At 71.5% G+C, this 20,788-nt stretch carries 23 protein-coding genes and 1 pseudogene; 13 read left to right on the top strand and 11 right to left on the bottom strand.

Annotation, left to right across the window (positions count from 1 at the left end):
- The first annotated feature begins 150 nt into the window (after window positions 1–150).
- The 8 genes and pseudogenes from MMR14E_RS06075 to MMR14E_RS06040 all read left to right on the top strand — a co-directional run bounded on the left by MMR14E_RS06075 (window position 151) and on the right by MMR14E_RS06040 (window position 5,584).
- Window positions 151–423 carry a (2Fe-2S)-binding protein gene (locus MMR14E_RS06075; protein WP_331313395.1) on the top strand — a complete coding sequence of 91 codons (273 nt, stop codon included), beginning with the start codon at window positions 151–153 and terminating at the stop codon, window positions 421–423.
- 44 nt (window positions 424–467) lie between these two features.
- A complete protein-coding gene (bfr, locus tag MMR14E_RS06070; RefSeq protein WP_012317139.1) occupies window positions 468–965 on the top strand; it encodes a bacterioferritin in 498 nt (165 codons plus the stop codon).
- Between the two features lie 119 nt (window positions 966–1,084).
- Complete coding sequence (gene dapB, locus MMR14E_RS06065) at window positions 1,085–1,882, top strand: 4-hydroxy-tetrahydrodipicolinate reductase (RefSeq protein WP_331313288.1); 798 nt, start codon at window positions 1,085–1,087, stop codon at window positions 1,880–1,882.
- Window positions 1,879–2,538: a 2,3-bisphosphoglycerate-dependent phosphoglycerate mutase gene (locus MMR14E_RS06060; RefSeq protein WP_331313287.1), complete on the top strand. Its 660-nt coding sequence runs from the start codon at window positions 1,879–1,881 to the stop codon at window positions 2,536–2,538. The genes dapB and MMR14E_RS06060 overlap by 4 nt, the downstream gene beginning before the upstream one ends.
- The gene (locus MMR14E_RS06055) at window positions 2,539–3,186 is read left to right on the top strand and encodes an alpha-ketoglutarate-dependent dioxygenase AlkB (protein ID WP_331313286.1); all 648 of its coding nucleotides are present in this window, start codon (window positions 2,539–2,541) and stop codon (window positions 3,184–3,186) included. It abuts the gene before it with no gap.
- A pseudogene (locus tag MMR14E_RS06050) lies at window positions 3,183–4,127 on the top strand (DUF817 domain-containing protein); the annotation flags it as partial. The gene MMR14E_RS06055 and the pseudogene MMR14E_RS06050, both read left to right, overlap by 4 nt.
- A 137-nt stretch (window positions 4,128–4,264) precedes the next feature.
- Complete coding sequence (locus MMR14E_RS06045; RefSeq protein ID WP_331313285.1) at window positions 4,265–4,540, top strand: DUF2809 domain-containing protein; 276 nt, start codon at window positions 4,265–4,267, stop codon at window positions 4,538–4,540.
- 75 nt (window positions 4,541–4,615) lie between these two features.
- A complete protein-coding gene (locus tag MMR14E_RS06040; RefSeq protein WP_331313284.1) occupies window positions 4,616–5,584 on the top strand; it encodes a hypothetical protein in 969 nt (322 codons plus the stop codon).
- 4 nt (window positions 5,585–5,588) lie between these two features.
- Here MMR14E_RS06040 and MMR14E_RS06035 read toward each other — a convergent pair whose 3' ends face one another.
- The 3 genes from MMR14E_RS06035 to MMR14E_RS06025 all read right to left on the bottom strand — a co-directional run bounded on the left by MMR14E_RS06035 (window position 5,589) and on the right by MMR14E_RS06025 (window position 8,722).
- Window positions 5,589–7,208 carry a gamma-glutamyltransferase family protein gene (locus tag MMR14E_RS06035; RefSeq protein WP_331313283.1) on the bottom strand — a complete coding sequence of 540 codons (1,620 nt, stop codon included), beginning with the start codon at window positions 7,206–7,208 and terminating at the stop codon, window positions 5,589–5,591.
- A gap of 157 nt (window positions 7,209–7,365) precedes the next feature.
- Window positions 7,366–7,788, bottom strand: coding sequence for a hypothetical protein (locus MMR14E_RS06030; protein WP_331313282.1), 423 nt, complete (start codon window positions 7,786–7,788; stop codon window positions 7,366–7,368).
- 136 nt (window positions 7,789–7,924) lie between these two features.
- Complete coding sequence (locus tag MMR14E_RS06025; protein WP_331313281.1) at window positions 7,925–8,722, bottom strand: hypothetical protein; 798 nt, start codon at window positions 8,720–8,722, stop codon at window positions 7,925–7,927.
- 361 nt (window positions 8,723–9,083) lie between these two features.
- On the opposite strand from MMR14E_RS06025, the gene MMR14E_RS06020 reads away from it, so the two are divergent.
- Both MMR14E_RS06020 and MMR14E_RS06015 read left to right on the top strand, forming a co-directional pair.
- On the top strand, window positions 9,084–10,121 hold the full coding sequence (locus MMR14E_RS06020; protein WP_331313280.1) for an aspartate-semialdehyde dehydrogenase: 1,038 nt from the start codon (window positions 9,084–9,086) through the stop codon (window positions 10,119–10,121).
- A gap of 128 nt (window positions 10,122–10,249) precedes the next feature.
- Window positions 10,250–12,082: an alkaline phosphatase family protein gene (locus MMR14E_RS06015; RefSeq protein ID WP_331313279.1), complete on the top strand. Its 1,833-nt coding sequence runs from the start codon at window positions 10,250–10,252 to the stop codon at window positions 12,080–12,082.
- A 197-nt stretch (window positions 12,083–12,279) separates the two neighbouring features.
- Here the strand turns inward: MMR14E_RS06015 and MMR14E_RS06010 are convergent, their stop codons facing one another.
- From MMR14E_RS06010 to MMR14E_RS06000, 3 genes are all read right to left on the bottom strand, one after another.
- Window positions 12,280–12,558 carry a DUF2312 domain-containing protein gene (locus tag MMR14E_RS06010; RefSeq protein ID WP_026604676.1) on the bottom strand — a complete coding sequence of 93 codons (279 nt, stop codon included), beginning with the start codon at window positions 12,556–12,558 and terminating at the stop codon, window positions 12,280–12,282.
- Window positions 12,559–12,674: 116 nt separating this feature from the next.
- Window positions 12,675–12,983, bottom strand: coding sequence for a DUF1244 domain-containing protein (locus tag MMR14E_RS06005; RefSeq protein WP_331313278.1), 309 nt, complete (start codon window positions 12,981–12,983; stop codon window positions 12,675–12,677).
- Window positions 12,980–13,810, bottom strand: coding sequence for an N-formylglutamate amidohydrolase (locus tag MMR14E_RS06000; protein ID WP_331313277.1), 831 nt, complete (start codon window positions 13,808–13,810; stop codon window positions 12,980–12,982). Before MMR14E_RS06000 ends, MMR14E_RS06005 begins: the two co-directional genes overlap by 4 nt.
- Before the next feature lie 189 nt (window positions 13,811–13,999).
- On the opposite strand from MMR14E_RS06000, the gene MMR14E_RS05995 reads away from it, so the two are divergent.
- The 3 genes from MMR14E_RS05995 to pyk all read left to right on the top strand — a co-directional run bounded on the left by MMR14E_RS05995 (window position 14,000) and on the right by pyk (window position 17,343).
- Window positions 14,000–15,319: a glycerate kinase gene (locus tag MMR14E_RS05995; protein WP_331313276.1), complete on the top strand. Its 1,320-nt coding sequence runs from the start codon at window positions 14,000–14,002 to the stop codon at window positions 15,317–15,319.
- Complete coding sequence (locus MMR14E_RS05990; RefSeq protein WP_331313275.1) at window positions 15,285–15,767, top strand: DUF1036 domain-containing protein; 483 nt, start codon at window positions 15,285–15,287, stop codon at window positions 15,765–15,767. Before MMR14E_RS05995 ends, MMR14E_RS05990 begins: the two co-directional genes overlap by 35 nt.
- A 139-nt stretch (window positions 15,768–15,906) precedes the next feature.
- Complete coding sequence (gene pyk, locus MMR14E_RS05985; RefSeq protein WP_331313274.1) at window positions 15,907–17,343, top strand: pyruvate kinase; 1,437 nt, start codon at window positions 15,907–15,909, stop codon at window positions 17,341–17,343.
- A gap of 36 nt (window positions 17,344–17,379) precedes the next feature.
- Here pyk and MMR14E_RS05980 read toward each other — a convergent pair whose 3' ends face one another.
- The 5 genes from MMR14E_RS05980 to MMR14E_RS05960 form a co-directional block, all read right to left on the bottom strand.
- Window positions 17,380–18,396 (bottom strand): alpha/beta hydrolase, encoded by a 1,017-nt coding sequence (locus tag MMR14E_RS05980; RefSeq protein WP_331313273.1) that lies wholly within the window; start codon window positions 18,394–18,396, stop codon window positions 17,380–17,382.
- Window positions 18,393–19,001 (bottom strand): tetratricopeptide repeat protein, encoded by a 609-nt coding sequence (locus tag MMR14E_RS05975; protein ID WP_331313272.1) that lies wholly within the window; start codon window positions 18,999–19,001, stop codon window positions 18,393–18,395. Before MMR14E_RS05975 ends, MMR14E_RS05980 begins: the two co-directional genes overlap by 4 nt.
- Before the next feature lie 139 nt (window positions 19,002–19,140).
- Window positions 19,141–19,266: a type B 50S ribosomal protein L36 gene (gene ykgO, locus MMR14E_RS05970; RefSeq protein WP_003601867.1), complete on the bottom strand. Its 126-nt coding sequence runs from the start codon at window positions 19,264–19,266 to the stop codon at window positions 19,141–19,143.
- Window positions 19,267–19,443: 177 nt separating this feature from the next.
- The gene (locus MMR14E_RS05965) at window positions 19,444–20,064 is read right to left on the bottom strand and encodes a PAS domain-containing protein (protein ID WP_331313271.1); all 621 of its coding nucleotides are present in this window, start codon (window positions 20,062–20,064) and stop codon (window positions 19,444–19,446) included.
- Between the two features lie 133 nt (window positions 20,065–20,197).
- The gene (locus MMR14E_RS05960; protein WP_331313270.1) at window positions 20,198–20,770 is read right to left on the bottom strand and encodes a YbhB/YbcL family Raf kinase inhibitor-like protein; all 573 of its coding nucleotides are present in this window, start codon (window positions 20,768–20,770) and stop codon (window positions 20,198–20,200) included.
- Between the last annotated feature and the right edge of the window lie 18 nt (window positions 20,771–20,788).

The raw sequence follows: 20,788 nt of genomic DNA, 5'->3' as shown, positions 1-20,788 counted from the left end.
TGACCCGCGCGGCCGACGGTGCCATGTCCGCCGCGGCCACTAAGACATTGAAAAGCCAGCTACTTTTCAACTCTTCTAAACTGGCGCGTGTATCCGGAAGGGTCGTCGACGACCACGACGGGCGCGGGGATGACGGGATTTGCGGCGCGCATGATCGTCTGTTCTTGTAACGTCTTGTCGGACGGCGCGGTCCGAGGCTGCCTGGCGCCCGGACCCGGCTGCCCGCGCACGCCCGCGCAGGTCTATGCCTGTCTCGGCTGCAGCCCGAAATGCGGGCGCTGCGCCCGCACCATCCGATCCATCATGCAGACCGCCTTAGGCGAGGCCGCTGCGGCGGAGAGCAGCCATGCTTGCACGACGGCTTGCGCGAGCGCCTGTAGTTTGGTGAAATTCCAAAGTGCGGATGAGGGAGTCGCGGCCTGATGCTTCTACCCCCCGCCTGAGAGCACGGTAAGGAGTACGGGGGCATGAAGGGCGACACCAAGGTCATCGAGTATCTGAATCGCGGCCTGCGCAGCGAGCTGACCGCCGTCAGCCAGTACTGGCTGCATTTTCGCATGCTCAATGACTGGGGCTACGTCGAGCTGGCGAAGTTCTGGCGCAAGGAATCGATCGAGGAGATGAACCACGCCGACCGGTTCATCGACCGGATCCTGTTCCTCGACGGGTTCCCGAACCTCCAGGAGCTCGACCCGCTCCGGATCGGTCAGAACGTCCAGGAGATCCTGGAGTCCGATCTCGCCGCCGAGAACGAGGCCCGGAGCCTCTACCTCGAGGCCGCGAAGTACTGCGACTCGATCAACGACCGCGTGTCGAAGCGCCTCTTCGAGGATCTGGCCGAGGACGAGGAGGGTCACATCGACTTCCTCGAGACCCAGCTGGAGCTGATCAAGCAGATCGGCCTGCCGCTCTACGCGCAGAAGCATATCGGCGGGCTCGAGCAGATCGCCCCCGAGAAGGAGTGAGAGTGCCCGGGCGCCCGCCGACCGCGCGGCGGGGCGGGCGCCCGGATCGCCAAGCGGTCAGGGGCGGGGCCGGCGCGGACCGGTCCCTGAGCGCGTGAGACGGCAAGCTGGGGAACGGGATGCGGCTCGTGGTGGTGGGCGCCGACGGGCGCATGGGGCGGATGCTGATCCGCGCGGTGGCTCAGGCCGAGGGCTGCACGCTCTCCGCGGCGATCGAGCGCGACGGTTCACCGGCGCTGGGGCAGGACGCCGGCGTCCTCGCCGGGCTGCCGCCCCTCGACGTGCCCGTCACCGACGACGCCCTCACGGCCTTCGCGGCCGCCGACGGCGTCCTCGACTTCACCGCGCCGGCCGCCACCATCGCCTTCGCCGAGCTCGCCGCCCAGGCGCGCATCGTCCACGTCGTCGGCACGACCGGCCTGTCGGAGGACGACTTCGCCAAGCTGAAGGCGGCCTCGTACCACGCCCGCATCGTGCAGTCGGGCAACATGTCGCTCGGCATCAACCTGATGGCCGCCCTCGTCCGCCGGGTCGCCAAGGCCCTCGGCGACGAGTTCGACATCGAGATCGCCGAGATGCACCACCGCATGAAGGTGGACGCTCCCTCCGGCACCGCGCTGATGCTCGGCGAGGCCGCCGCGGAGGGCCGCGGCGTCGACCTGAAGGCGGTCCGGGTGTCGACCCGGGACGGGCATACCGGCGCCCGCCGGCCCGGCGATATCGGTTTCGCAACACTCCGCGGCGGCAGCGTCGTCGGCGACCACAGTGTGATCTTCGCCGGCACCGGCGAGAGCCTGACGATCAGCCACCACGCCGCCGACCGGGGCCTGTTCGCGACGGGCGCCGTCAAGGCCGCGCTCTGGGCGCATCCCAAGCCCCCGGGCCTCTACACCATGGCCGACGTGCTCGGCCTATGATTGGCGGCGCGGCCTCGACGGAGCGGCTGCTCGTCCTCGTCCGGCACGGTCAGAGCGAGTGGAACCTCCAGAACCTGTTCACCGGCTGGCGCGACCCGGACCTGACCGAGCGCGGCGTCGCCGAGGCGCGGGCGGCCGGACGCGGGCTGAAGCGGGACGGCTACGGCTTCGACGTCGCCTTCACCTCCGAGCTGATCCGGGCGCAGCGCACCTGCGCGCTGGTCCTCGAGGAGATGGGCCTGTCCGCGATCCCGGTCCTGCGCGAGCGCGCCCTGAACGAGCGCGATTACGGTGACCTCTCCGGTCTCAACAAGGACGAGGCCCGCGCCCGCTGGGGCGACGCGCAGGTCCACGCTTGGCGCCGGGGCTACGACGTGCGGCCGCCCGGCGGCGAGAGCCTGAAGGACACGGCCGCGCGGGTTCTGCCCTGCTACGTCGCGACCATCCTGCCGCGCGTTATGGCCGGCCAGCGGGTCCTGGTGGCGGCCCACGGCAACTCGCTGCGCGCGCTGGTGATGGTCCTCGACGGCCTGACCGAGGCGCAGGTGCCCGATCTCCAGATCCGGACCGGCGTGCCGCTGGTCTACCGCCTGAACGCCGACACCACGGTCGCGTCGAAGACCGTGCTGGAGCAGGTCGTCAAAGCGGACCGCTGAGTGGCGATCGAACTCGCTCCCGGCCTGATCCATCACCCCGGCTTCCTCGACGCGGCGGCCCGCGCGCAGCTCACCGCCGAGATCGCCGCGGTCCTCGCCGAGGCGCCCCCCGTCACGCCGCGCATGCCCCGCACCGGCAAGCCGTTCTCGGTGCGGATGTCGAATGCCGGCCCCCTCGGGTGGGTCTCGGACGTCGCGGGCTACTGCTACCAGCCGGACCATCCCGAGACCGGTCGGAACTGGCCGGCTCTGCCGCCGACCGCCCGCGCGGCCTGGGCGGCGCTCGCGGCCTATCCGGCGCCGCCGGAAGCCTGCCTCATCAACCTTTACGCGCCGGGCACCCGCATGGGCCTCCACCAAGATCGCGATGAGGCGGATCTCGCCGCGCCGGTCGTGTCGCTGTCCCTCGGCGCGGCGGCCCTGTTCCGCTACGGTGGCCTGAGACGGTCTGACCCGACCCGCTCGATCCGGCTGCAGGCCGGCGACGCACTGGTGATGGGTGGCGCCTCGCGGCTCGTCTTCCACGGCATCGACCGGCTCTATCCGGACGGCGACCTGCTGGAAGCTGCGGACGGGCCCGCGTTCCTGCCGCCGGGGGGGCGCTGCAATCTCACCCTGAGACGCGTCACGGTGCCCGCCACGCCATGACGCGCGAGCAGGATCGGGAGAAGGAGCTGCCCGTCATACCGTCCGCGATCCCGAGCGGCGGCGTCAGCGCGGCGGCGCAGTGGCCGGCGCTCGCCGGCTTCGTCGCGGCCGAAGCCCGCCTCCAGGAAGCGGCCCTGGCGCGCGGGCGCGTCACGGCCGGGCTCTACGAGTTCGTGCGGTTCGGGCTCAAGCAGGGCTGGGCCTGCCTGTTCGGCGGCCTGCTCCTGGCGCTCATGCTCGGCACGCGCCTCGTCTGGCCGGCCTCGGCGCCCATCGCCCGGTACGACGTGCTGTTCCTCGCCGCCCTGGTGCTCCAGGTCGCGATGCTGCGGCTGCGGATGGAGACGTGGTCGGAGGCCCGGGTGATCCTGGTCTTCCACGTCATCGGCACGGCCATGGAGATCCACAAGACCGCGATCGGCAGCTGGGTCTACCCGGAGGCGAATCTGTTCCGGCTCGGCGGCGTCCCGCTGTTCACGGGCTTCATGTACGCGGCGGTCGGCAGCTATCTCGCCCGCGTCTGGCGCCTGTTCGATTTCCGGTTCACGCGGCACCCGAGCCTGCGCCTGCTCGCCGTCCTGTCGGTGGCGATCTACGTCAATTTCCTCATCGATCATCGCGGCATCGACCTGCGTTTCGGACTCATCGCGGTCGCGGTCGCGGCCTTCGCCCCCGCGACCGTGTACTTCAAGGTCTGGCGGGAGCACCGCACCATGCCGCTCCTGCTGGGCCTGCTGCTCGTCGCGCTGTTCATCTGGTTCGCCGAGAATCTCGGCACGCTGTCCGGCACGTGGTTCTACCCGAACCAGCGGCAGCAATGGTCCATCGTCCCGGTGGCCAAGCTCTCGTCTTGGTTCCTGCTGATGATCGTGTCCTACACGCTGGTCGCGCGGGTGAACGGCATCGCGACCTGGCCGGCCGTGCCGGCCGCGCCCGCGCGTCGGGAGCTGCCGATGGTCCGCGCGACCCATCTCGGCGTCGCGGCCGCGGTGATCGCCCTCGGCCTGCTGCTGCGCGTGCCGCACTGGGGCCTGCCGCTCGCGATCCACCATTACGGCGGCGGGATCCTGTGGGGGCGATGCTGTTCTTTCTGGTCGCGGCCCTGCGACCCGGCAGCTGGGGCCTGCGCTCCTGCCTGATCGCCGCCTTCGCGGCCGCCGCGCTCATCGAGAGCAGCCGGCTCGTCCACACGCCGGCCCTCGACGCCTTCCGGACGACCCTGCCGGGTCAGCTCCTCCTCGGCTCCATCTTCTCGCCGTGGAATCTCCTCGCCTACGGCGTCGGGATCGGCGCCGCCGCCGCGCTCGCGCCTTCCCTTCATCGTGAACGCAGGCGCGCCGCGTTGCCGGCTTGACAGAACAGGTCGCCCGGCAGACCCATCGGGTGCGGACTAACCCAAAGTTGGGTCCACCAGGAGAACCGGTTTTCGATGCGGATGCGCAACCTGACGCTGCGTCTCGGACGGGTTCTGTGCGCAGCCGCGCTGGCGGCCAGCCTCGGCTCGGCCGCCCGGGCCGGCGATCCCGTCTATCCCGCGGGCTCGCGCTTCGGCTTCGACCCGCCCGCCGACATGTCGCTGTCGCGGCGCTTCTCGGGCTTCGAGCGGAAAGAGGGTGGCGCGACCGTGTCGGTCGTCGAATTGCCCGCGAACGCCTTCGCGGAGCTCGTCAGCGGCTTCACCGATGCCAACCTGCTGAGCCAAGGCTTCGCGGTCGAGAAGCGCGAGGAGGTCAAGATCGGCGACAACGAGGGCATGCTCTACACCGGTGAGCAGCCCGCCGATCCCGGCTCGTCCGCGCCGGCGATCCGGAAGTGGATCCTCGTGGTTGGCACACCGACCGTGACCGGGCTGATCATCGCCCAGGCGCTGCCCGACGCCGAGACCGAGGCCTCGATGCGCAGGATGGTGACCGGCGTCACCCTCCGGCCGGCCCTGTCGCTGACCCAGCAGGTCGACGCGCTGCCCTTCCGCATCGCCGACATGGCGGGCTTCCGGCCGGTGCGGGTGATGGCCGGCAACTCGGTCCTCCTCACCAGCGGCCCGAAGGACCAGATGCAGAATCTGGAACAGCCGATCCTCGTCCTCGCGCAGGCCGTGCAGCAGCCGCCCGGGGCCGAGCAGCGAGACGGCTTCGCCCGCGCCGCCCTGGCGTCCAACCAGACGCTGAAGGACTTCGTCATCGAGCGGGCACAGAGCTACCGCTCGAACGGCGTCGACTGGCACGAGATCGTGGCCCGCGCTCTCGATCAGCCGACCAACCAGCCGGTGGTCGTGATGCAGACCATCCGGTTCGCACCGGACGGCTACGTCCGCGCCCTCGGCGTCGTGCGGCAGGACCAGCGCGACGGCGTCCTCGCCAAGTTCCGCCAAGTGGTGGACAGCCTTCAGGTGAAGTAGCCGCTCACCAGACGGCGGCCTGCCCGTCGCGGCGCGGGTCGCTCGCCGCCACGTAGCCCTCGACGGCCGGATCGCCCATCCGCCAGATGAACTGGCCGGCGCCGAAATCCTGGTAGCTGTCCTCGATCACTTCGAGCCTGTGGCCGAGGGCCTTCAGTCGCTCCAGGGTCGCCCCCGGCATCGCCGCCTCGACGTTGATGTCGAGGCCCTCGTTCACCCGCCAGCGCGGCGCGTCGCAGGCCGCCTGCGGATTCTGACCGTGGTCGATCATCCGCACCAGGGTCTGCACGTGCCCCTGCGGCTGCATGTTGCCGCCCATCACGCCGAAGCTCATCACGGGCGCGCCGTCCTTCGTGAGGAAGCCCGGGATGATCGTGTGGAACGGGCGCTTGCCGGGCGCCACCACGTTGGGGCTCTCCGCATCCAGCACGAACCCGTAGCCGCGGTTCTGCAGGGAGATGCCCCAGCCCGGGACGACGACGCCCGAGCCGAAGCCCATGAAGTTCGACTGGATGAAGCTGACCATCATGCCGGATTCGTCGGCCGCGGTGAGATAGATCGTGCCGCCAGCGGGCGGCTTGCCCGGGCCGAAGACCTGCGCGCGGTTCCGGTCGATCAGCTTGGCCCGCTCCGCGAGGTAGGCGGGATCGAGCATGGCCTCCGGCGTCACCTCCATCCCACGCGGGTCGGCGACGTACCGGTAGGTGTCGCTGAAGGCGAGCTTCATCGCCTCGATCTGCAGGTGCTGCGCCTCCGGCCCGTCCACCGGCAGGCCGCCGACGTCGAACTGCTCGAGGAGGCCGAGCGCGATCTGCGCCGCGATGCCCTGGCCGTTCGGCGGGATCTCGTGCAGCGTGTAGCCGTGATAGTCCTTCGCCGTCGGCGTCACCCATTCGGGGCGGAACGCCGCGAGGTCGGCGGCCGTCATGGCGCCGCCGTTGGCCCGCGCGTGCGCGGCGATCGCCTCGGCGATCTCACCCCGGTAGAAGGCCTCGCCCTTGGTCTCGCCGATCAGCCGCAGGGTCTTTTCGGCCCCCGGAAAAGTCACGAGCTCGCCGACATCTGGCGCCCGACCCCGCGGCAGGAAGAACTCCGAGAAGCCCGGCTGGCGGGTGATCGCGTCGATCCGCGCGGCGGCGGCCCATTTCTGCTGGACCACGACCGGCGCGAGGTACCCGCGCTCGGCGATGCGGATCGCGGGCTGCATCAGGTCGGCGAAGGGGAGCCGGCCGAAGCGCTCGCTCAGCGCCGCCCAGGCGGCCACCGCGCCCGGAACGGTGACCGAATCCCAGCCGCGCATCGGCGGCCGCTCGGCGGCGCCGTACTTCGTCAGGAAGTAGTCCCGGCTCCAGGCAGCCGGGGCGCCGCCCGAGGCGTTGAGGCCGTGAAGCGCCTTCCCGTCCCACAGGATGCAGAAGGCGTCGGAGCCGAGGCCGTTGCTGCACGGCTCGGTGACGGTCTTGGCCGCCGCCGTGGCGATCGCGGCGTCGACCGCGTTGCCGCCGGCCTGGAGCATCTGGATGCCGGCCTGTGCCGCCAGCGCGTGCGAGGTCGCCACGCAGTTGCGCCCGAACATCGGCATCCGCAGCGACGGATACCCGGTCACCCAGTCGAACGGCTTCATGGCACAGTTCCCGGCCTCGGCAGCCCACGCGCTCCCGCGGCACTTGGCATACAGGATATCCGGCCTCGGTGAAGGCGTGACCAGGCAGATCCGCCAACGAAAAACGCGGGCCCGAGGACCCGCGCTTCGCGATCATCATGCTGCCTGACGGGCCGCCTCAGTAGGGGCGGCCGTAGAGCGGCGAGGTCGGATCCAGCCGGTCGACGAAGGAGAGGTCGACGTTGCGGATCGCCGACGAGCGGGCGCCGATGAACGGCCCGTTGGTGATCGGGTCCGGCAGGATGCCGCGACCGAACCGGTCCGTCGGGCCGTAGGGCGGGGTCAGCTGGTTCGAAGCCGCGATCAGGTACGGATTCAGGGCCGGGTTGCGCGAGCCGCCGGCGCCCGGAACGTTCGAGGTCAGCGGCACGTTGCCGGCGTCGAGCCAGCTGCGCGGGCGCACGCGGATCGGGAGCGGCCGGCTGACCCGGTAGATCGGGCCGGAGACGTAGCCATCCTGAGCCTGGGCCGGCGCGGAGGCCAGGGCGCCGAGGCCGGTGGCGGCGACGACGCCGAGAAGGGCGATCTTGAGCGAGCGCATGGCCAACCTTGTCCTTGAGTGCCATCAGTATGGCGACCGAAGCTTAACAGTTCGCCGCCTTTGACGATAAGACGCTTGGGCGAGGCTGTTGTTCCGTCCTTATGGCTGAGCTTGTGCGTTTTGCCACACTCCGGCCTCATTTTTTATTTTGCGGCCGCCGGATTAACGATCCGACCCCTCCCGGAGGCGCTGTCCCGGCCGATGCCGGGCACGCGCCCGCCGGATCGGGCGCGACCGAGAAGGCCGCCGTCGTGGCGACATCGGCGAGGTCGACGAGGCTCAGCGCGTCGAGCATGCAGCCGAGGGCCTGCGGCTCCGGCGGGCGCGCGAGGGGCGCGCAGAGCCATCCGTCGAGCTGGAAAGCCGTGTCGCGGGTGACGAAGCCGGTGCAGGTCCGCTGCGCGGGGCCCGCGAAGGTCACCTCCAGGGTCTCGACCGCACCGAACTTGGTGCGGATCTGGTCGCGGGCGCCGGTCCGGGCCACCGCCAGGGCCGGCCGGTCGAGGGCCGGACCGTTCGCGGCGCGCCGGGCCATGACGACGAAGAGCGCCGGCGGTGCGCCGGAGCGGGGCCCGCGGGTGAGCTGGATCCGCAGCGCCGGCGCCTCGATCGCCGCGACGTCGCCCTGGACGAGGGTGTCCTCGCGCAGCCCGGTCCGCGGATCGACGCGGGCGGACACGCGCACCGGATCGAGCCCGGGTTCCGCGAGGTTGAACTGTGCGACCGAGGCCGCGGGTGGCGCCGGAGAGGCCTGGACCGACGGGACGAAGGCGGTCTCCGCGGCCGCCGNGGGCGCCGAGGCCGGGGCCTCGCCGGGCCAGCGGGGGAGGGCCCACAGCAGGGCAATCGCCGCCGCGGCGAGGACGATGCGCAGGCCGAGAGATCCCGGGGAGACCGGGGCGTCAGCCGCGCGCGCGGCCCGTTCGCCCGGCACGCCGAGCCCGATCCGATCGACGAGGGGCGCTGTTCCGCTCAGGGGCGTGCTCCGTGGCGGCGGGAGGCCGCGGGGTAGTCGCCAGCGTCGCGCCGAAGGATTGAATTCCCCCTGCCGGCCCGAGGCCATCACCGGGTTTCCGGAGGCAGGGTGAATCGAGGGTTGCGCCGTCGGCGGCCTTGACAGCGCGCGCCCTTGCGCGCCTTGCTCGACCCGGCCGTCGCCCCCACCTCCGCGGAGGACGGGGTCTGCGGCCGCGCCCGTTTGGCGGGCGCGTCCGGCACGAACGATCCTTCGGCCGCTTGTACTGGCACAGGCGCGGCACCCGGATCGGTCGGGGTTTTCCGCGCGGAGACGAGAGATGGGTTACAAGGTCGCCGTCGTCGGCGCCACGGGCAACGTGGGCCGCGAGATGCTCGATATCCTGGCCGAGCGGGCTTTCCCCGCCGACGAGGTCGTGGCGCTGGCCTCGCGCCGCAGCCAGGGTCAGGAAGTCTCCTACGGCGACAAGACGCTCAAGGTCAAAACGCTGGACACGTACGATTTCGCCGACACCGACATCTGCCTGATGTCGGCCGGCGGCGAGGCGTCGAAGGAGTGGTCGCCCCGCATCGGCCAGCAGGGCTGCGTGGTCATCGATAACTCGTCGGCGTTCCGCTACGACGCCGACGTGCCGCTGATCGTGCCCGAGGTGAATGCCGACGCGGTGGTGGGCTTCACCAAGCGCAACATCATCGCCAACCCGAACTGCTCGACCGCGCAGCTGGTCGTCGCGCTCAAGCCCCTCCACGAGGCGGCCACGATCAAGCGCGTGGTCGTCTCGACCTACCAGTCGGTATCGGGCGCCGGCAAGGAGGCGATGGACGAGCTGTTCAACCAGACCCGCGCCGTGTTCACCGCCGGCGAGATCAAGCAGGGCGGCAAGTTCACAAAGCGCATCGCCTTCAACGTCATCCCCCACATCGACGTGTTCATGGAGGATGGCTACACGAAGGAAGAGTGGAAGATGGTCGCCGAGACCAAGAAGATGCTCGACCCGAAGATCAAGCTGACGGCGACCGCTGTCCGCGTCCCGGTCTTCATCGGTCACGCGGAATCGGTGAACATCGAGTTCGAGCAGCCGCTCACGGCCGAGAAGGCCACCGAGATCCTGCGCGCTGCCCCCGGCGTGCTGGTGATCGATAAGCGCGAGAACGGCGGCTACATGACCCCCCACGAGGCGGCCGGCGAGGACGCGACCTACATCTCGCGCATCCGCGAGGACGCGACGGTGGAGAACGGCCTGAACTTCTGGTGCGTCTCGGACAACCTCCGCAAGGGCGCCGCCCTCAACGCGGTGCAAATCGCCGAGGTGCTGGTCAACCGGAAGCTGCTGAACCGCGCCAAGCGCGCGGCCTGAGACATGCCCCCCTCCCGCCGGGAGGGGGGAGCCTCCCGTCGGATCCCTGGGACACGATTCCTGGGATCCGTCACGCGCTTGTCATCGTTCGGGCTCACGCCGCGGACCGGATCACACGGAGATTCGGTATGCGGCGCGCCCTCGTTTCCTGCCTCGTCGGTCTGAGCATCGCCGGACCGGCCCGGGCCGAGCCGCAATCCCGCAACGTCGTGCTGTTCGTCGCCGACGGGCTGCGCGACGGGCTGGTGAGCGCCGCGACCGCGCCGGCCATGGACGGCCTGATGAAGGCCGGGGTGCGGTTCACCAACACCCACTCCCTGTTCCCGACCTTCACCATGCCGAACGCCACCGCGATGGCGACGGGCCACATGCTGGGCGATACCGGCCAGTTCGGGAACACGATCTACACGGCCTTCCCGGTCCCCGGGGCGGGCGAGAGCCTCACGCCGTTCCTCGAGAACGACCCAGTCCTGGGCGACGTCGACGCCCATTTTGCCGGCAACTACCTCAACGAGGAGACGATCCTTCGGGCGGCGCACGCCCAGGGCCTCTCCACGGCCAGCGTCGGGAAGCTCGGGCCCGCGCTGGTCTTCGACCACACGGCGCGCTCCGGGCAGGAGAGTGTCCTGGTCGACGACAGCACGGGGCGGCCCGGCGGCATCCCGCTCGGCGACGAACTCCGCGCGCGCCTGCAGGCGGCCGGCCTGCCCCTGCAGGCGCCGACGCGGGGCGCCAACGGCCAGTCCGGCACCGCCGAGGTGCCCGGGACGCTCGCCGCCAACGTCGACCAGCAGGCCTACTTCACCGACGTGGCGACTAAGGCGGTCCTGCCGCTGTTCAAGGCGCGCGGTAAGCCGTTCGTGCTCGTCTACTGGTCGCGCGATCCCGACGGGACGCAGCACAATCAGGGCGACAGTCTCGGGCGGCTGGTGCCGGGGATCAACGGACCGACGAGTTTGGCTGCGATCCGCAACGCGGATTCCAACCTGGCCGCGCTGCTCGGCGCGCTGAAGGCGCAGGGCCTCGCGGAGAGCACCGACGTGATCGTCACCTCCGATCACGGCTTCTCGACGATCTCGAAGGAGAGCGCGACCAGCTTCGCCGCGTCGCAGAGCTATCCCGGCGTCCCCAAGGGCCAGCTTCCGCCGGGCTTCCTCGCCGTCGACCTCGCGCACGATCTCGGTCTCGGCCTGTTCGATCCGGACGCCAAGGGTGCCAAGCTCGGGCCCGACGCCTTCCCGAGCCGGGCCAACGGCCTGATCGGTGCGGATCCGGCGAAGCCGGCGGTCGTGATCGCCGCCAACGGCGGCTCGGATCTGGTCTACCTGCCGGAGGGCGACCGGACGCTGGCGCGGCGCGTGGTCGAGGCGCTGTCCCGGCAGGATTACGTGAGTGGCCTGTTCGTCAGCGCGGCTCTCGGCCCGATCCCGGGGACGCTGCCACTCTCGGCGATCGCCCTCGACGGGTCGGCGCTGACGCCGATGCCGGCCATCGTGGTCAACTTCCGGAGCTTCTCCACCGGCTGCGCCGATCCGACCACCTGCGGCGTCGAGGTCTCCGATACCGGGCTTCAGCAGGGGCAGGGCATGCACGGCAGCTTCTCGCGCGCCGACACCCGCAACGTCATGGGCGCGATGGGGCCGAGCTTCCGGGCCGGCCTGCGGAGCCCGGTCCCGGCGAGCAACGCCGACCTCGGCAAGACGATCGCCCAGCTCCTGGGCCTGACGATTCCCGGCAAGGGCCAACGGGTCGGACGCGTCCTGACCGAGGCACTGGCGAATGGCAGCACGCCGACCTTTGCCCGTGCGGAGGTTCGCTCAGAGCCGGATGCAGCCGGCCACGTCACGGTGCTCGCCTACCAGACGGTGGGCGAGGCCCGGTACTTCGACGCCGCCGGTTATCCCGGCCGCACCCTCGGCCTCGACGTGCCGGCCCTCTCGGCCGCCGCGGACGCGCGCTGAGCGTCGCGCCGTCCGGGCCCCCGGGGCGGAGCGCGTCGAAGCCGTTCCCTCCCGCGCCTCATCAGGATGTGCCCGCGTCGGCGGGCCTCGGAGGACGGCTCCGGGCAGGCGCGCGCTATCGGAAGGGCTCCGTCGAGGCCCCCGACACCACAGCCATTGGCCGCAGTGTGGATGAATCGGGCTTCTGCCTGAACCGACTACGCCATGCCGAGGGCCTGCATGTACAGCTCGAGGATCGCCTCCTGCTCCTGGCGCTCGCTGTGATCCTGCTTGCGGATGCGCAGGATCGTCCGGACGGCCTTCGCGTCGAAGCCCCGGCCCTTCAGCTCGGCGAACACCTCCTTGATGTCGCCCATGATGCCGGCCTTCTCCTCCTCGAGGCGCTCCAGGCGCTCGATGAACTGCTTCAGCTCGTCCGCGGCCACGCCCTCGGCCGACGAGACGTCGCCGCCGGGCCGCTGCGCGGCGGTGGGCATCGAATGGGCGTTCATGGGGCTCTCCCGAATGCACGGCGCGGTTGCGCCCTGGACCCGTGGTTAACGGGCCGGCCTTACCGGAAGCTTAGCCGATTCGCCGCCGAGCGGGCGCAGCCTCAATGGTCCTTGGGCTGCGCGGCCGCGAAGCCGGCCTGCTGCTCCGGACTCGCCTCCGTCTGGAAGCGCGCCTTCCACTCGGCGTAGGGCATCCCGTAGACCGCCTCGCGGCTCTCGTCCTTGGTCAGGGCCACGCCCGCGCCGTCGGCGGCGTCCTTGAGCCAGTTCGACAGGCAGTTCCGGCAGAAGCCCGCGAGGTTCATCAGGTCGATGTTCTGCACGTCCGTCCGCTCGCGCAGATGCGCGACGAGGCGGCGGAACACCGCGGCCTCGAGTTCCGTCCGGGTCCGGGGATCGATCTCGCTCATCGGTCGCAACTCTCTTCAGGTCGGGCGGGCCGCTCCCGATTTCGGGACCGGCCGGACGGAGATCCAGCCGCGAGCAGCGGGCGCAGGAGGCGGGCGAAGCGCGCGGCCCACTCCGCCTGCCCGTCCGCGCCGGCGATCAGGTCCTGGCGGATCTCCACGAGGGCGTTCGCGAGGCCGCGCGCGGTGGCGTGGCGGTCGATCGTGTCGCCCGGCAGGCCGCCGCCGTAGGGCTCGTTGTCGCCGACGGTGAGCCCGGCCGGATCGGCCTCCAGCGCGCGGATAAGCGGGCGCGCGAAGCGGTCGTCGCGGTCGTAGAGGATGCCGACCTGCCAGGGCCGCGCGATCCTGCGCCAGTAGGGCGTGAAACTGTGCATGGTCAGGAGCACGGGCGGCCGGCCCGCGGCCTGGGCGGCGGCGATCGCGTCGTCGATGGCCGCGTCGAACGGCGCGTAGAAGCGCGCGATCCGGGCCTGCTTGCCGGCCTCGTCGATCCGGGCATTGCCCGGCACGACGGCGCCGTCGGACAGGCGCATGACCAGGGTCGGGTCGGCGCGCCCGCGATTCGGGTCGATGATGAGGCGGGAGAAGTTCGTCAGGATCGCCGGGGCGCCGAGCTGCGCGGCGAGGCTCCGCGTCACCGCCGCCGCGCCGATGTCGTAGGCGATGTGCCGGGCATATTCCGACGCCGGCACGCCCAGCGCGATGTCCGGCGGGACGAAGTTCGAGGCGTGGTCGCAGGCGATGACGAGGCCGCAGGCGGGGTCGCCGGGGATGATCTCGCAGGGATGCGCCGGTGGGACGGCCGCTTCTGTCTCCGGACGGGTCACGGGGCTCCGAGGTCTTCAGAGGGTCTTCAGATCTGTGCGAGGGCGCCGATGGCGCTTGCCGTCGCGCGGCCGCTCGGGCAGATCACCTATCAAGGATCGTGCGCTCACGGCAAGAAACGGGCCCGCCGCCCCGACAAGAAACGGGCGGGGAGTGCGCGACGCGAACAAGAGAGGAGCCCGTTCGACGCCATGACCGAGACCGTTCCGCCCGTCACCGATGCGGCCACCCGGGACCAGCGCGCGCTCCTCGACTCGATCCTCGCGGCCGCGATCCGCGCTGCCCATCCGGATCTCTGCCTGCCGCCGCACCTGCCGGAGCCGAGCCCGGGTCGCCTGATCATCCTGGCCGCCGGCAAGGCCGCCGGCAGCATGAGCGCCGTGGCGAGCCGCTTCTACCGCCAGAAGCACGGGCTCGGTGACGACAGGATCGTCGGCCTCGCGGTGGCGCGCCACGGCTACGGGCAGGAAGCGCCGGGCATCCACATGGTCGAGGCGGGACACCCGGTCCCCGACGAGGCCGGCATCTCGGCGACCCGGGAAGCGCTGCGGCTCGCCACCGAGGCCGGGCCGGACGACGAGGTGCTGGTGCTGCTCTCGGGCGGCGGATCGGCCAACTGGATCGCCCCCGCCGGCGACCTGACGCTCATCGAGAAGCAGGCGATCACCCGGGCGATGCTCCGTTCCGGCGCGCCGATCGGCGAGATCAACACGGTGCGCAAGCACATCTCGCGGATCAAGGGCGGCCGGCTCGCCCTCGCGGCCCGCAACGCCCGGCGCGTCCTGACCCTGGCGATCTCCGACGTGCCGTTCGACGATCCGGCGGTGATCGCCTCCGGGCCGACCGTGCCCGATCCCTCGACCCTGGCCGACGCCCGGGCCATCTGCGAGAAGCGCGGCATCCCACTGCCCGAGGAGGCGGTGCGCCTCCTGAACGACCCCAACAACGAGACGCCGAAGGCCGGCGATCCCGCCTTCGCCCGCGCCGAGTACCGCATCATCGCCCGGCCGATCGACGCCCTGAACGCCGCCGCCGAGGCGGCCCGCGCGGCCGGCTACGAGCCGATCCTGCTGGGCGCCGACCTGGAGGGCGAAGCCCGCGAGGTCGCGGCCGAGCACGCGGCGAAGGCCAAGCGCCACAAGGCGGCCGGCAAGCGCGTCGCGCTGATCTCCGGCGGCGAGCTCACCGTCACCATCCGCGGCGAGGGCCACGGCGGTCCGAACCAGGAATACGCCCTGGCGCTGGCGGTCGCGCTCGACGGCGAGCCCGGCATCTTCGGCATCAGCGCCGACACCGACGGGACCGACGGTGGGCGCGGCCTCGCCACCGACCCGGCGGGCGGCCTCGTCGACCCCACGACCCTCGAGCGGGCCCGGGCCGCCGGCCTCGACCCGGCCGCGATGCTGGAGCAGAACGACTCCACCGCCTTCTTCGCGGCCCTCGGCGATCTCGTGAACCCCGGTCCGACCTGTACCAATGTCAACGACTGCCGCATCATCCTCGTCAACTAGGTCTCGCGTCTCGGCGGCTCAGCTCCTCCCGGCAGTCACGGTCCTCGGCCTCGCGCTCCTCGGCGCGAGCCCCGCCAAGGCGGACCTGCGCCTGTGCAACCAGACCGCCAGCAAAGTCGGAATCTCGCTCGGCTACCGCGATCCCCAGGGCTGGGTGACGGAGGGCTGGTGGGACCTGGCGCCGAAGGCCTGCGAGACGCTGCTCAAGGGCGCGCTGGCGGCGCGGTTCTACTACGTCTTCGCGGTCGACTACACGCGGGGCGGCGAGTGGAGCGGCCGTTCACTGATGTGCACCCGCGATTCGGAGTTCACGATTCGCGGCATCGAGGATTGTCTCGCCCGCGGTTACGACCGCAACGGCTTCTTCGAAGTCGACACCGGCGAGCAGAAGAGCTGGACCATCCAGCTCACGGATCCGAACCGGCCGGACGCGCCGGCGAAACCGTAATGTGAAGGCAGCGGCCGAGACTGCGGTCTTGACGCTGTCCGGCTCGGGATGCTCACAGCCGGTCTGCGCTCTCTGCGCCAGATCTTTCAACCGCCGGCGCTCGACGCCGCGCGGCAACGAGAACACGGAGGAAATACGCTTGAAACGGTCACGCCGCACGAAGATCGTCGCCACCCTCGGTCCGGCCTCCGATTCGCCGGAGATGATCGAGCGGCTGTTCCGCGCCGGCGTCGACGTATTCCGGCTCAACATGAGCCACCTGCCGCGCGGGAAGCTGCCCGAGAAGGTGGAGGCGATCCGCACCATCGAGCGCGAGGCCAAGCGGCCGATCGGTATTCTGGTCGACCTGCAGGGGCCGAAGCTGAGGCTCGGCACCTTCGCGGAGGGCGCCGCGATGATCGAGGCCGGTGGCACCTTCGTCCTCGACGGCGACCCGACGCCCGGCGACGCCGCCCGCTGCCACCTGCCGCACCCCGAGATCCTGGAGGCGCTGGAGCCGGGCCACGCCATCCTGGTCGACGACGGCAAGCTGCGGCTGACCGTGCTCGAGACGGCGCACAACCGGGCCGTGACCCGCGTCGAGGTCGGTGGCCGGATCTCGAACCGGAAGGGCGTGTCTCTGCCGCACACCGTGATCCCGGTGCCGGCCATGACCGACAAGGACCGGGCCGACCTCGATGCCGGCCTGAACGCCGGCGCCGACTGGATCGCCGTCTCGTTCGTCCAGCGTCCCGAGGACGTGGCCGAGGTGAAGAAGGTCTGCGCCGGCCGCGCCCTGGTGATGGCCAAGATCGAGAAGCCGCAGGCGCTGGCGCGCCTCGACGAGATCATCGAGATCTCCGACGGGCTGATGGTCGCCCGCGGCGACCTCGGCGTGGAGATGCCGCTGGAGCAGGTCCCGGGCGTTCAGAAGCGCATCACCCGCGGTGCCCGGCGCTACGGCAAGCCGGTGGTCGTGGCCACCCAGATGCTCGAATCGATGATCACCGCGCCGGTGCCGACCCGGGCCGAGGTCTCCGACGTCGCGACGGCGGTCTACGAGGGCGCCGACGCCGTGATGCTCTCCGCGGAGAGCGCCTCGGGCGCCCACCCGATCGGGGCCGTGGAGACCATGAACCGCATCGCCGAGCAGGTGGAGCGGGACGCGATCTACTGGTCGATCATCCGGGCGCAGAGCGCGACCCCCGACGAGACGGCGGCCGACGCCATCGCGGCGGCGGCGCACCAGATGGTCGACGCCTTGAGCCTCGACGCGATCATGGCCTGGACCAATTCCGGCTCCACGGCCCTGCGGCTGTCGCGCGAGCGACCGAACGCCACGGTGATCGCCCTGACACCCCGGCGCGAGACCGCCCGGCGCCTCGCCCTGGCCTGGGGCACGCACCCGATCGTCACCAAGGACGCCAGCGACGTGGACGACATGTCGTTCCGCGCGGCCAAATTCGCGGTGCGCGAGAAGTTCGCCGCCGTGGGGGATCGGGTGATCGTCGTGGCCGGCCTGCCGTTCGGCACGCCGGGCGCCACCAACCTCGTACGGCTGACCTTCATCACCCGCGAGCATGCCGAGAAGGCCTGACGGCACCGGGGTACGCGAACGGGGCCGACCGGCGCGTCAGTGCGCGACGGCCGGCTCCGGACCGGCCGCGCCCGCCGCGCCGGCGAGCCGGGCGACCTCCTCGGTGACCCGATCGGCGGCGACGTACTGGAGCATGTGGCCGATGCCCGGCAGCAGCACCAGCCGCGCGCCGGGGATCGCGCGGGCCAGCGGCACAGCCTGCGTGTCGGCGCGGACGATCGGGTCCGCCTCGCCGGAGATCACCAGGGTCGGCACGCGGATCGCGCCGTAGCGCGGGCTCTGCGCCGCGAGGGCGCGCGGAAGGCCGAGCAGGTCCTGGACGTTGGCGAGCAGCGTTCCGGGCCGCAGGACCAGGTCCGACCGCGCCAAGTCCGGGTAATCCGCCCGCGGCGGTTGCGGCTGGAAGACCCGGCGTGCCGCCTCGGGCAGGAAGTGGCGCGCGATCGGCAGCCCGACGGTCCGGCTGAGCAGCCACGCCACCGGCGGGGTCACGGCGAGCCGCCAGTACCAGGGCAGGTCGGGCATCCGGTCCGGCATGGGCATCGCCACCGGCGCCGCCAGGGCGAGGGCCGAGACCCGATCCGGGTGGTCGAGCGCGAGGGCGAGGGCGAGGGCACCGGCCCAGGAATGGCCGAACACGAGCGCCGGACCGACGCCCATGCGCTCCAGCGCCTCCGCGATCAGCCCGGCCTGCGCGGCGGGCGGCGCGGCGTCGCCGCCGCCGATCCGGTCGCTCCAGCCGAAACCCGGCCGGTCGAAGGCGATGACCCGGAAGCCCCGCGCCGCGAGCCGGCGGCCGATCCCCTCCATGGGATCCGACGCGTTGGCCGAGGCACCGTGCAGGAGCACGAGGGGCGGCCCGTCGGCCGGCCCGTCCTGCAGGGTCGCGAGCCGCCCCCCGGTGACCGTGACGAACGGACCCGCGGGCGGGTTGGCGGCACCGACCCGGAGCGTGATCACCAGCGTCGCCAGCGCGCCGGCCGCCAGCACGAGGCCGGCGAGGGCGAAGGGCAGGGCCAGAAGGGTGAGGAGGACGGCGGTCACCCGGGTCACAGGTCGCGGCCGTCAACCTCCGGAGTGAGGCGGTTGATCGCCTCGCCGATCTTCTCCATCTGCGGGTAGAGCGACCGCGCCCGCCGGAAGGCGGCCAGAGCCCGCGCCTTGTCGTCGAGCGATTCGTAGATCCGGCCCATCGCGGCCCAGGCCTCGAAGTGGCGCGGCTCCAGCACCAGGGCCCGCTGCAGGTCCGCCAGGGCGTCGTCCTTGTCCGACAGCAGCCAGAACACCGTCGCGCGCCGGTTCCAGCCCTCCGACCAGTTCGGTTCGAGGGCGGTGACGCGGTCCATCAGCTCGGCCGCCAGGGGGAAGTCGCGGTCGGTGACCGCCTGACGGGCGCGGTCGGTGAGAAGGTCGGCCGTCGGGCTGCCCGACCCGGCCATACGCCGCTCGATCAGCCGGGCAATCCCCTTGGCTTCCGCCGGATCCTCGCTGGCGCGCAGGCGCGCGAACAGGTCATCGAGGCTCGGCGGCTTGGGCGCCGGCTTCGCCTCGGGTGCGGCGCGGCCGGGACGCGCCGTGTCCGGAGCTGCCTGCGCCGGCACCGTCGCGGCGAGGGCCGACAGGCAGACCAGGGCGGCGAGGATGCGGGTCGGCGTCATGCGGCCAGACTGTGCGCGGGCCCGGCATCCGTCAACGTGCCGCGGTGCCGCGCGCATGCGGAAACGGCCGCGCCCCTCCGGGCGCGGCCGTCCCAACGTCGATCGTCGTCCGACCCGGCCTGGGCCGGGCGGAGAAGCCTCAGCCCTGGCGGGCCTTGAAGCGCTTCTGGGTCTTGTTGATCACGTAGACCCGGCCCTTGCGGCGCACGAGCTGGTTGTCGCGGTGGCGGCCACGCAGGGACTTGAGGGAGTTGCGGATCTTCATGGGTCTCTCGAGCCCGGAGGGCCGTCCGTTGTGCAAGGTATCGGGAACGTGGTCACGAGGCGGGACGCGGGGTCGCGTCCAGCGATCACGGCTCACGCATCGCGGGATGGCGCGGCCATATCAGGATTCGCCCCCGGAAGGCAAGGCGCGACGGCGATCGTGCGGAGGCGGGCCGGCTCAATGGACCCTGTCGAGATCCGGCACGGCCGGCGCGAGCACGAGCTGCCGGCCGATCTCGTGCAGCAGCACGTCGAGCAGCGGCTTCAGGCGCTCGAAGCCCAGCTGGGGCAGGCCGTCCTCGGCAGCGTTGTAGAGGGCCAGGGCCATCTCGGCGACGCGGTCGATACCGCCGGCCGCCACGTCGGTCGCGCAGAAGGCGGACTCGTCGAGGAAGCCGTCGCGGCCGCACTCGGTCACGTCGATGACGATCCCGTGCGCCTCGCTGACGCTGCCCTCGCTACTCAGGATGAAGCGGCCGCGCGCGAGGACCCAGCGGACCTCACCGGGCGCCGGGACGGTCCGGTGCTGCGCGATGAACAGGCCGCCCTGCCGGCGCAAGTCGTCGAGGTTCTGCGCGATGCGCCGCCGATCCTCCGGGTGGATGCGGTCCAGGAAGGCTCCGAAGGTCGTGCCGCTCCCGCTCTTCGTCCTGGGCAGGCCCAGCATCGTCGCGGCGACGGGGTCGCACCGGAGCACATCGTCGCCGATGTGCCAGGTCCAAGTCCCGACATGCGACACAGCGAGCGCCCGCGCCACGCTGCTGCCGCCCCGCCGCTTCGCGCGCACGTCGACGCCCACAGGCTCGATCTCCAGCCATTTTCAGGCGGTCTGCCCAGACCGCTTCATTGGTCGACACAATACTGAGATCACGAATGCGGCACAACGCGCAGCTTCGACAGGGCTGAGCTGTATCGCGGCGATGACAGCCCGATCAGGGCCGATGGTAAATGCCGGTCAATATCCCCTTGGCGAGGACCTGACCGCACATGGCCTCGATCAGCGCGCCGCGGCCCGGCCCCTCGTCCAGGGCGAGGGGAAGCCGGAGCGCGTAGAGCTGGAACAGGTACGGATGCGGCCCGTGCCCGCTCGGCGGGTCCGGCGGCAGCCACTCCGCGCGCAGGAAGCTGTTGCGTCCGACCGCCCGGACGGTGCCCGCGTGCCCTGGGCTCGGCAGCGCGCCTTCTGGCAGCGCGGCGAGATTCGGCGGGACCGACCACGCGATGAGATGGACCAGCGGCCGCGGCGTGGGGCTGCCCGCATCCTCAACGAGGATGACGAGCGCGGCGGTGCCCTCCGGCAGTCCGCTCCAGGCGAGGGGTGGCGACACGCCCGCGCCGTCGGCCGTGAAGCGCGCGGGCAGGTCGTCGCCGTCGGAGAAGGCCGGACTCGACAGGCTCACGGTCTCGGGCACATCGGGGAAGTCCGCGCGGGACGCCGTCTTGTCGAGGCCCGCCTTCAGCCCCGACAGGGCCTCGCCGATCAAACCGGGAATCTTCTCGAGCATCGCCGCGTCCTCCGCCGC

It is taken from the genome of Methylobacterium mesophilicum, from assembly GCF_036441335.1.
Classification (GTDB): Bacteria; Pseudomonadota; Alphaproteobacteria; order Rhizobiales; family Beijerinckiaceae; genus Methylobacterium; species Methylobacterium mesophilicum_B.
The sequence above is the reverse complement of the archived record's forward strand: the minus strand, read 5'-3'. Positions and strand labels throughout refer to the sequence as shown.

Bases quoted from the DNA above. Each gene is read 5' to 3' on its own strand.
- MMR14E_RS06075 (WP_331313395.1), top strand. From the start codon at position 151: ATGATCGTCTGTTCTTGTAACGTCTTGTCGGACGGCGCGGTCCGAGGC.
- bfr (WP_012317139.1), top strand. From the start codon at position 468: ATGAAGGGCGACACCAAGGTCATCGAGTATCTGAATCGCGGCCTGCGC.
- dapB (WP_331313288.1), top strand. From the start codon at position 1,085: ATGCGGCTCGTGGTGGTGGGCGCCGACGGGCGCATGGGGCGGATGCTG.
- MMR14E_RS06060 (WP_331313287.1), top strand. From the start codon at position 1,879: ATGATTGGCGGCGCGGCCTCGACGGAGCGGCTGCTCGTCCTCGTCCGG.
- MMR14E_RS06045 (WP_331313285.1), top strand. From the start codon at position 4,265: ATGCTGTTCTTTCTGGTCGCGGCCCTGCGACCCGGCAGCTGGGGCCTG.
- MMR14E_RS06040 (WP_331313284.1), top strand. From the start codon at position 4,616: ATGCGGATGCGCAACCTGACGCTGCGTCTCGGACGGGTTCTGTGCGCA.
- MMR14E_RS06035 (WP_331313283.1), bottom strand. From the start codon at position 7,208: ATGAAGCCGTTCGACTGGGTGACCGGGTATCCGTCGCTGCGGATGCCG.
- MMR14E_RS06030 (WP_331313282.1), bottom strand. From the start codon at position 7,788: ATGCGCTCGCTCAAGATCGCCCTTCTCGGCGTCGTCGCCGCCACCGGC.
- MMR14E_RS06020 (WP_331313280.1), top strand. From the start codon at position 9,084: ATGGGTTACAAGGTCGCCGTCGTCGGCGCCACGGGCAACGTGGGCCGC.
- MMR14E_RS06015 (WP_331313279.1), top strand. From the start codon at position 10,250: ATGCGGCGCGCCCTCGTTTCCTGCCTCGTCGGTCTGAGCATCGCCGGA.
- MMR14E_RS06010 (WP_026604676.1), bottom strand. From the start codon at position 12,558: ATGCCCACCGCCGCGCAGCGGCCCGGCGGCGACGTCTCGTCGGCCGAG.
- MMR14E_RS06005 (WP_331313278.1), bottom strand. From the start codon at position 12,983: ATGAGCGAGATCGATCCCCGGACCCGGACGGAACTCGAGGCCGCGGTG.
- MMR14E_RS05995 (WP_331313276.1), top strand. From the start codon at position 14,000: ATGACCGAGACCGTTCCGCCCGTCACCGATGCGGCCACCCGGGACCAG.
- MMR14E_RS05990 (WP_331313275.1), top strand. From the start codon at position 15,285: ATGTCAACGACTGCCGCATCATCCTCGTCAACTAGGTCTCGCGTCTCG.
- MMR14E_RS05975 (WP_331313272.1), bottom strand. From the start codon at position 19,001: ATGACGCCGACCCGCATCCTCGCCGCCCTGGTCTGCCTGTCGGCCCTC.
- ykgO (WP_003601867.1), bottom strand. From the start codon at position 19,266: ATGAAGATCCGCAACTCCCTCAAGTCCCTGCGTGGCCGCCACCGCGAC.
- MMR14E_RS05960 (WP_331313270.1), bottom strand. From the start codon at position 20,770: ATGCTCGAGAAGATTCCCGGTTTGATCGGCGAGGCCCTGTCGGGGCTG.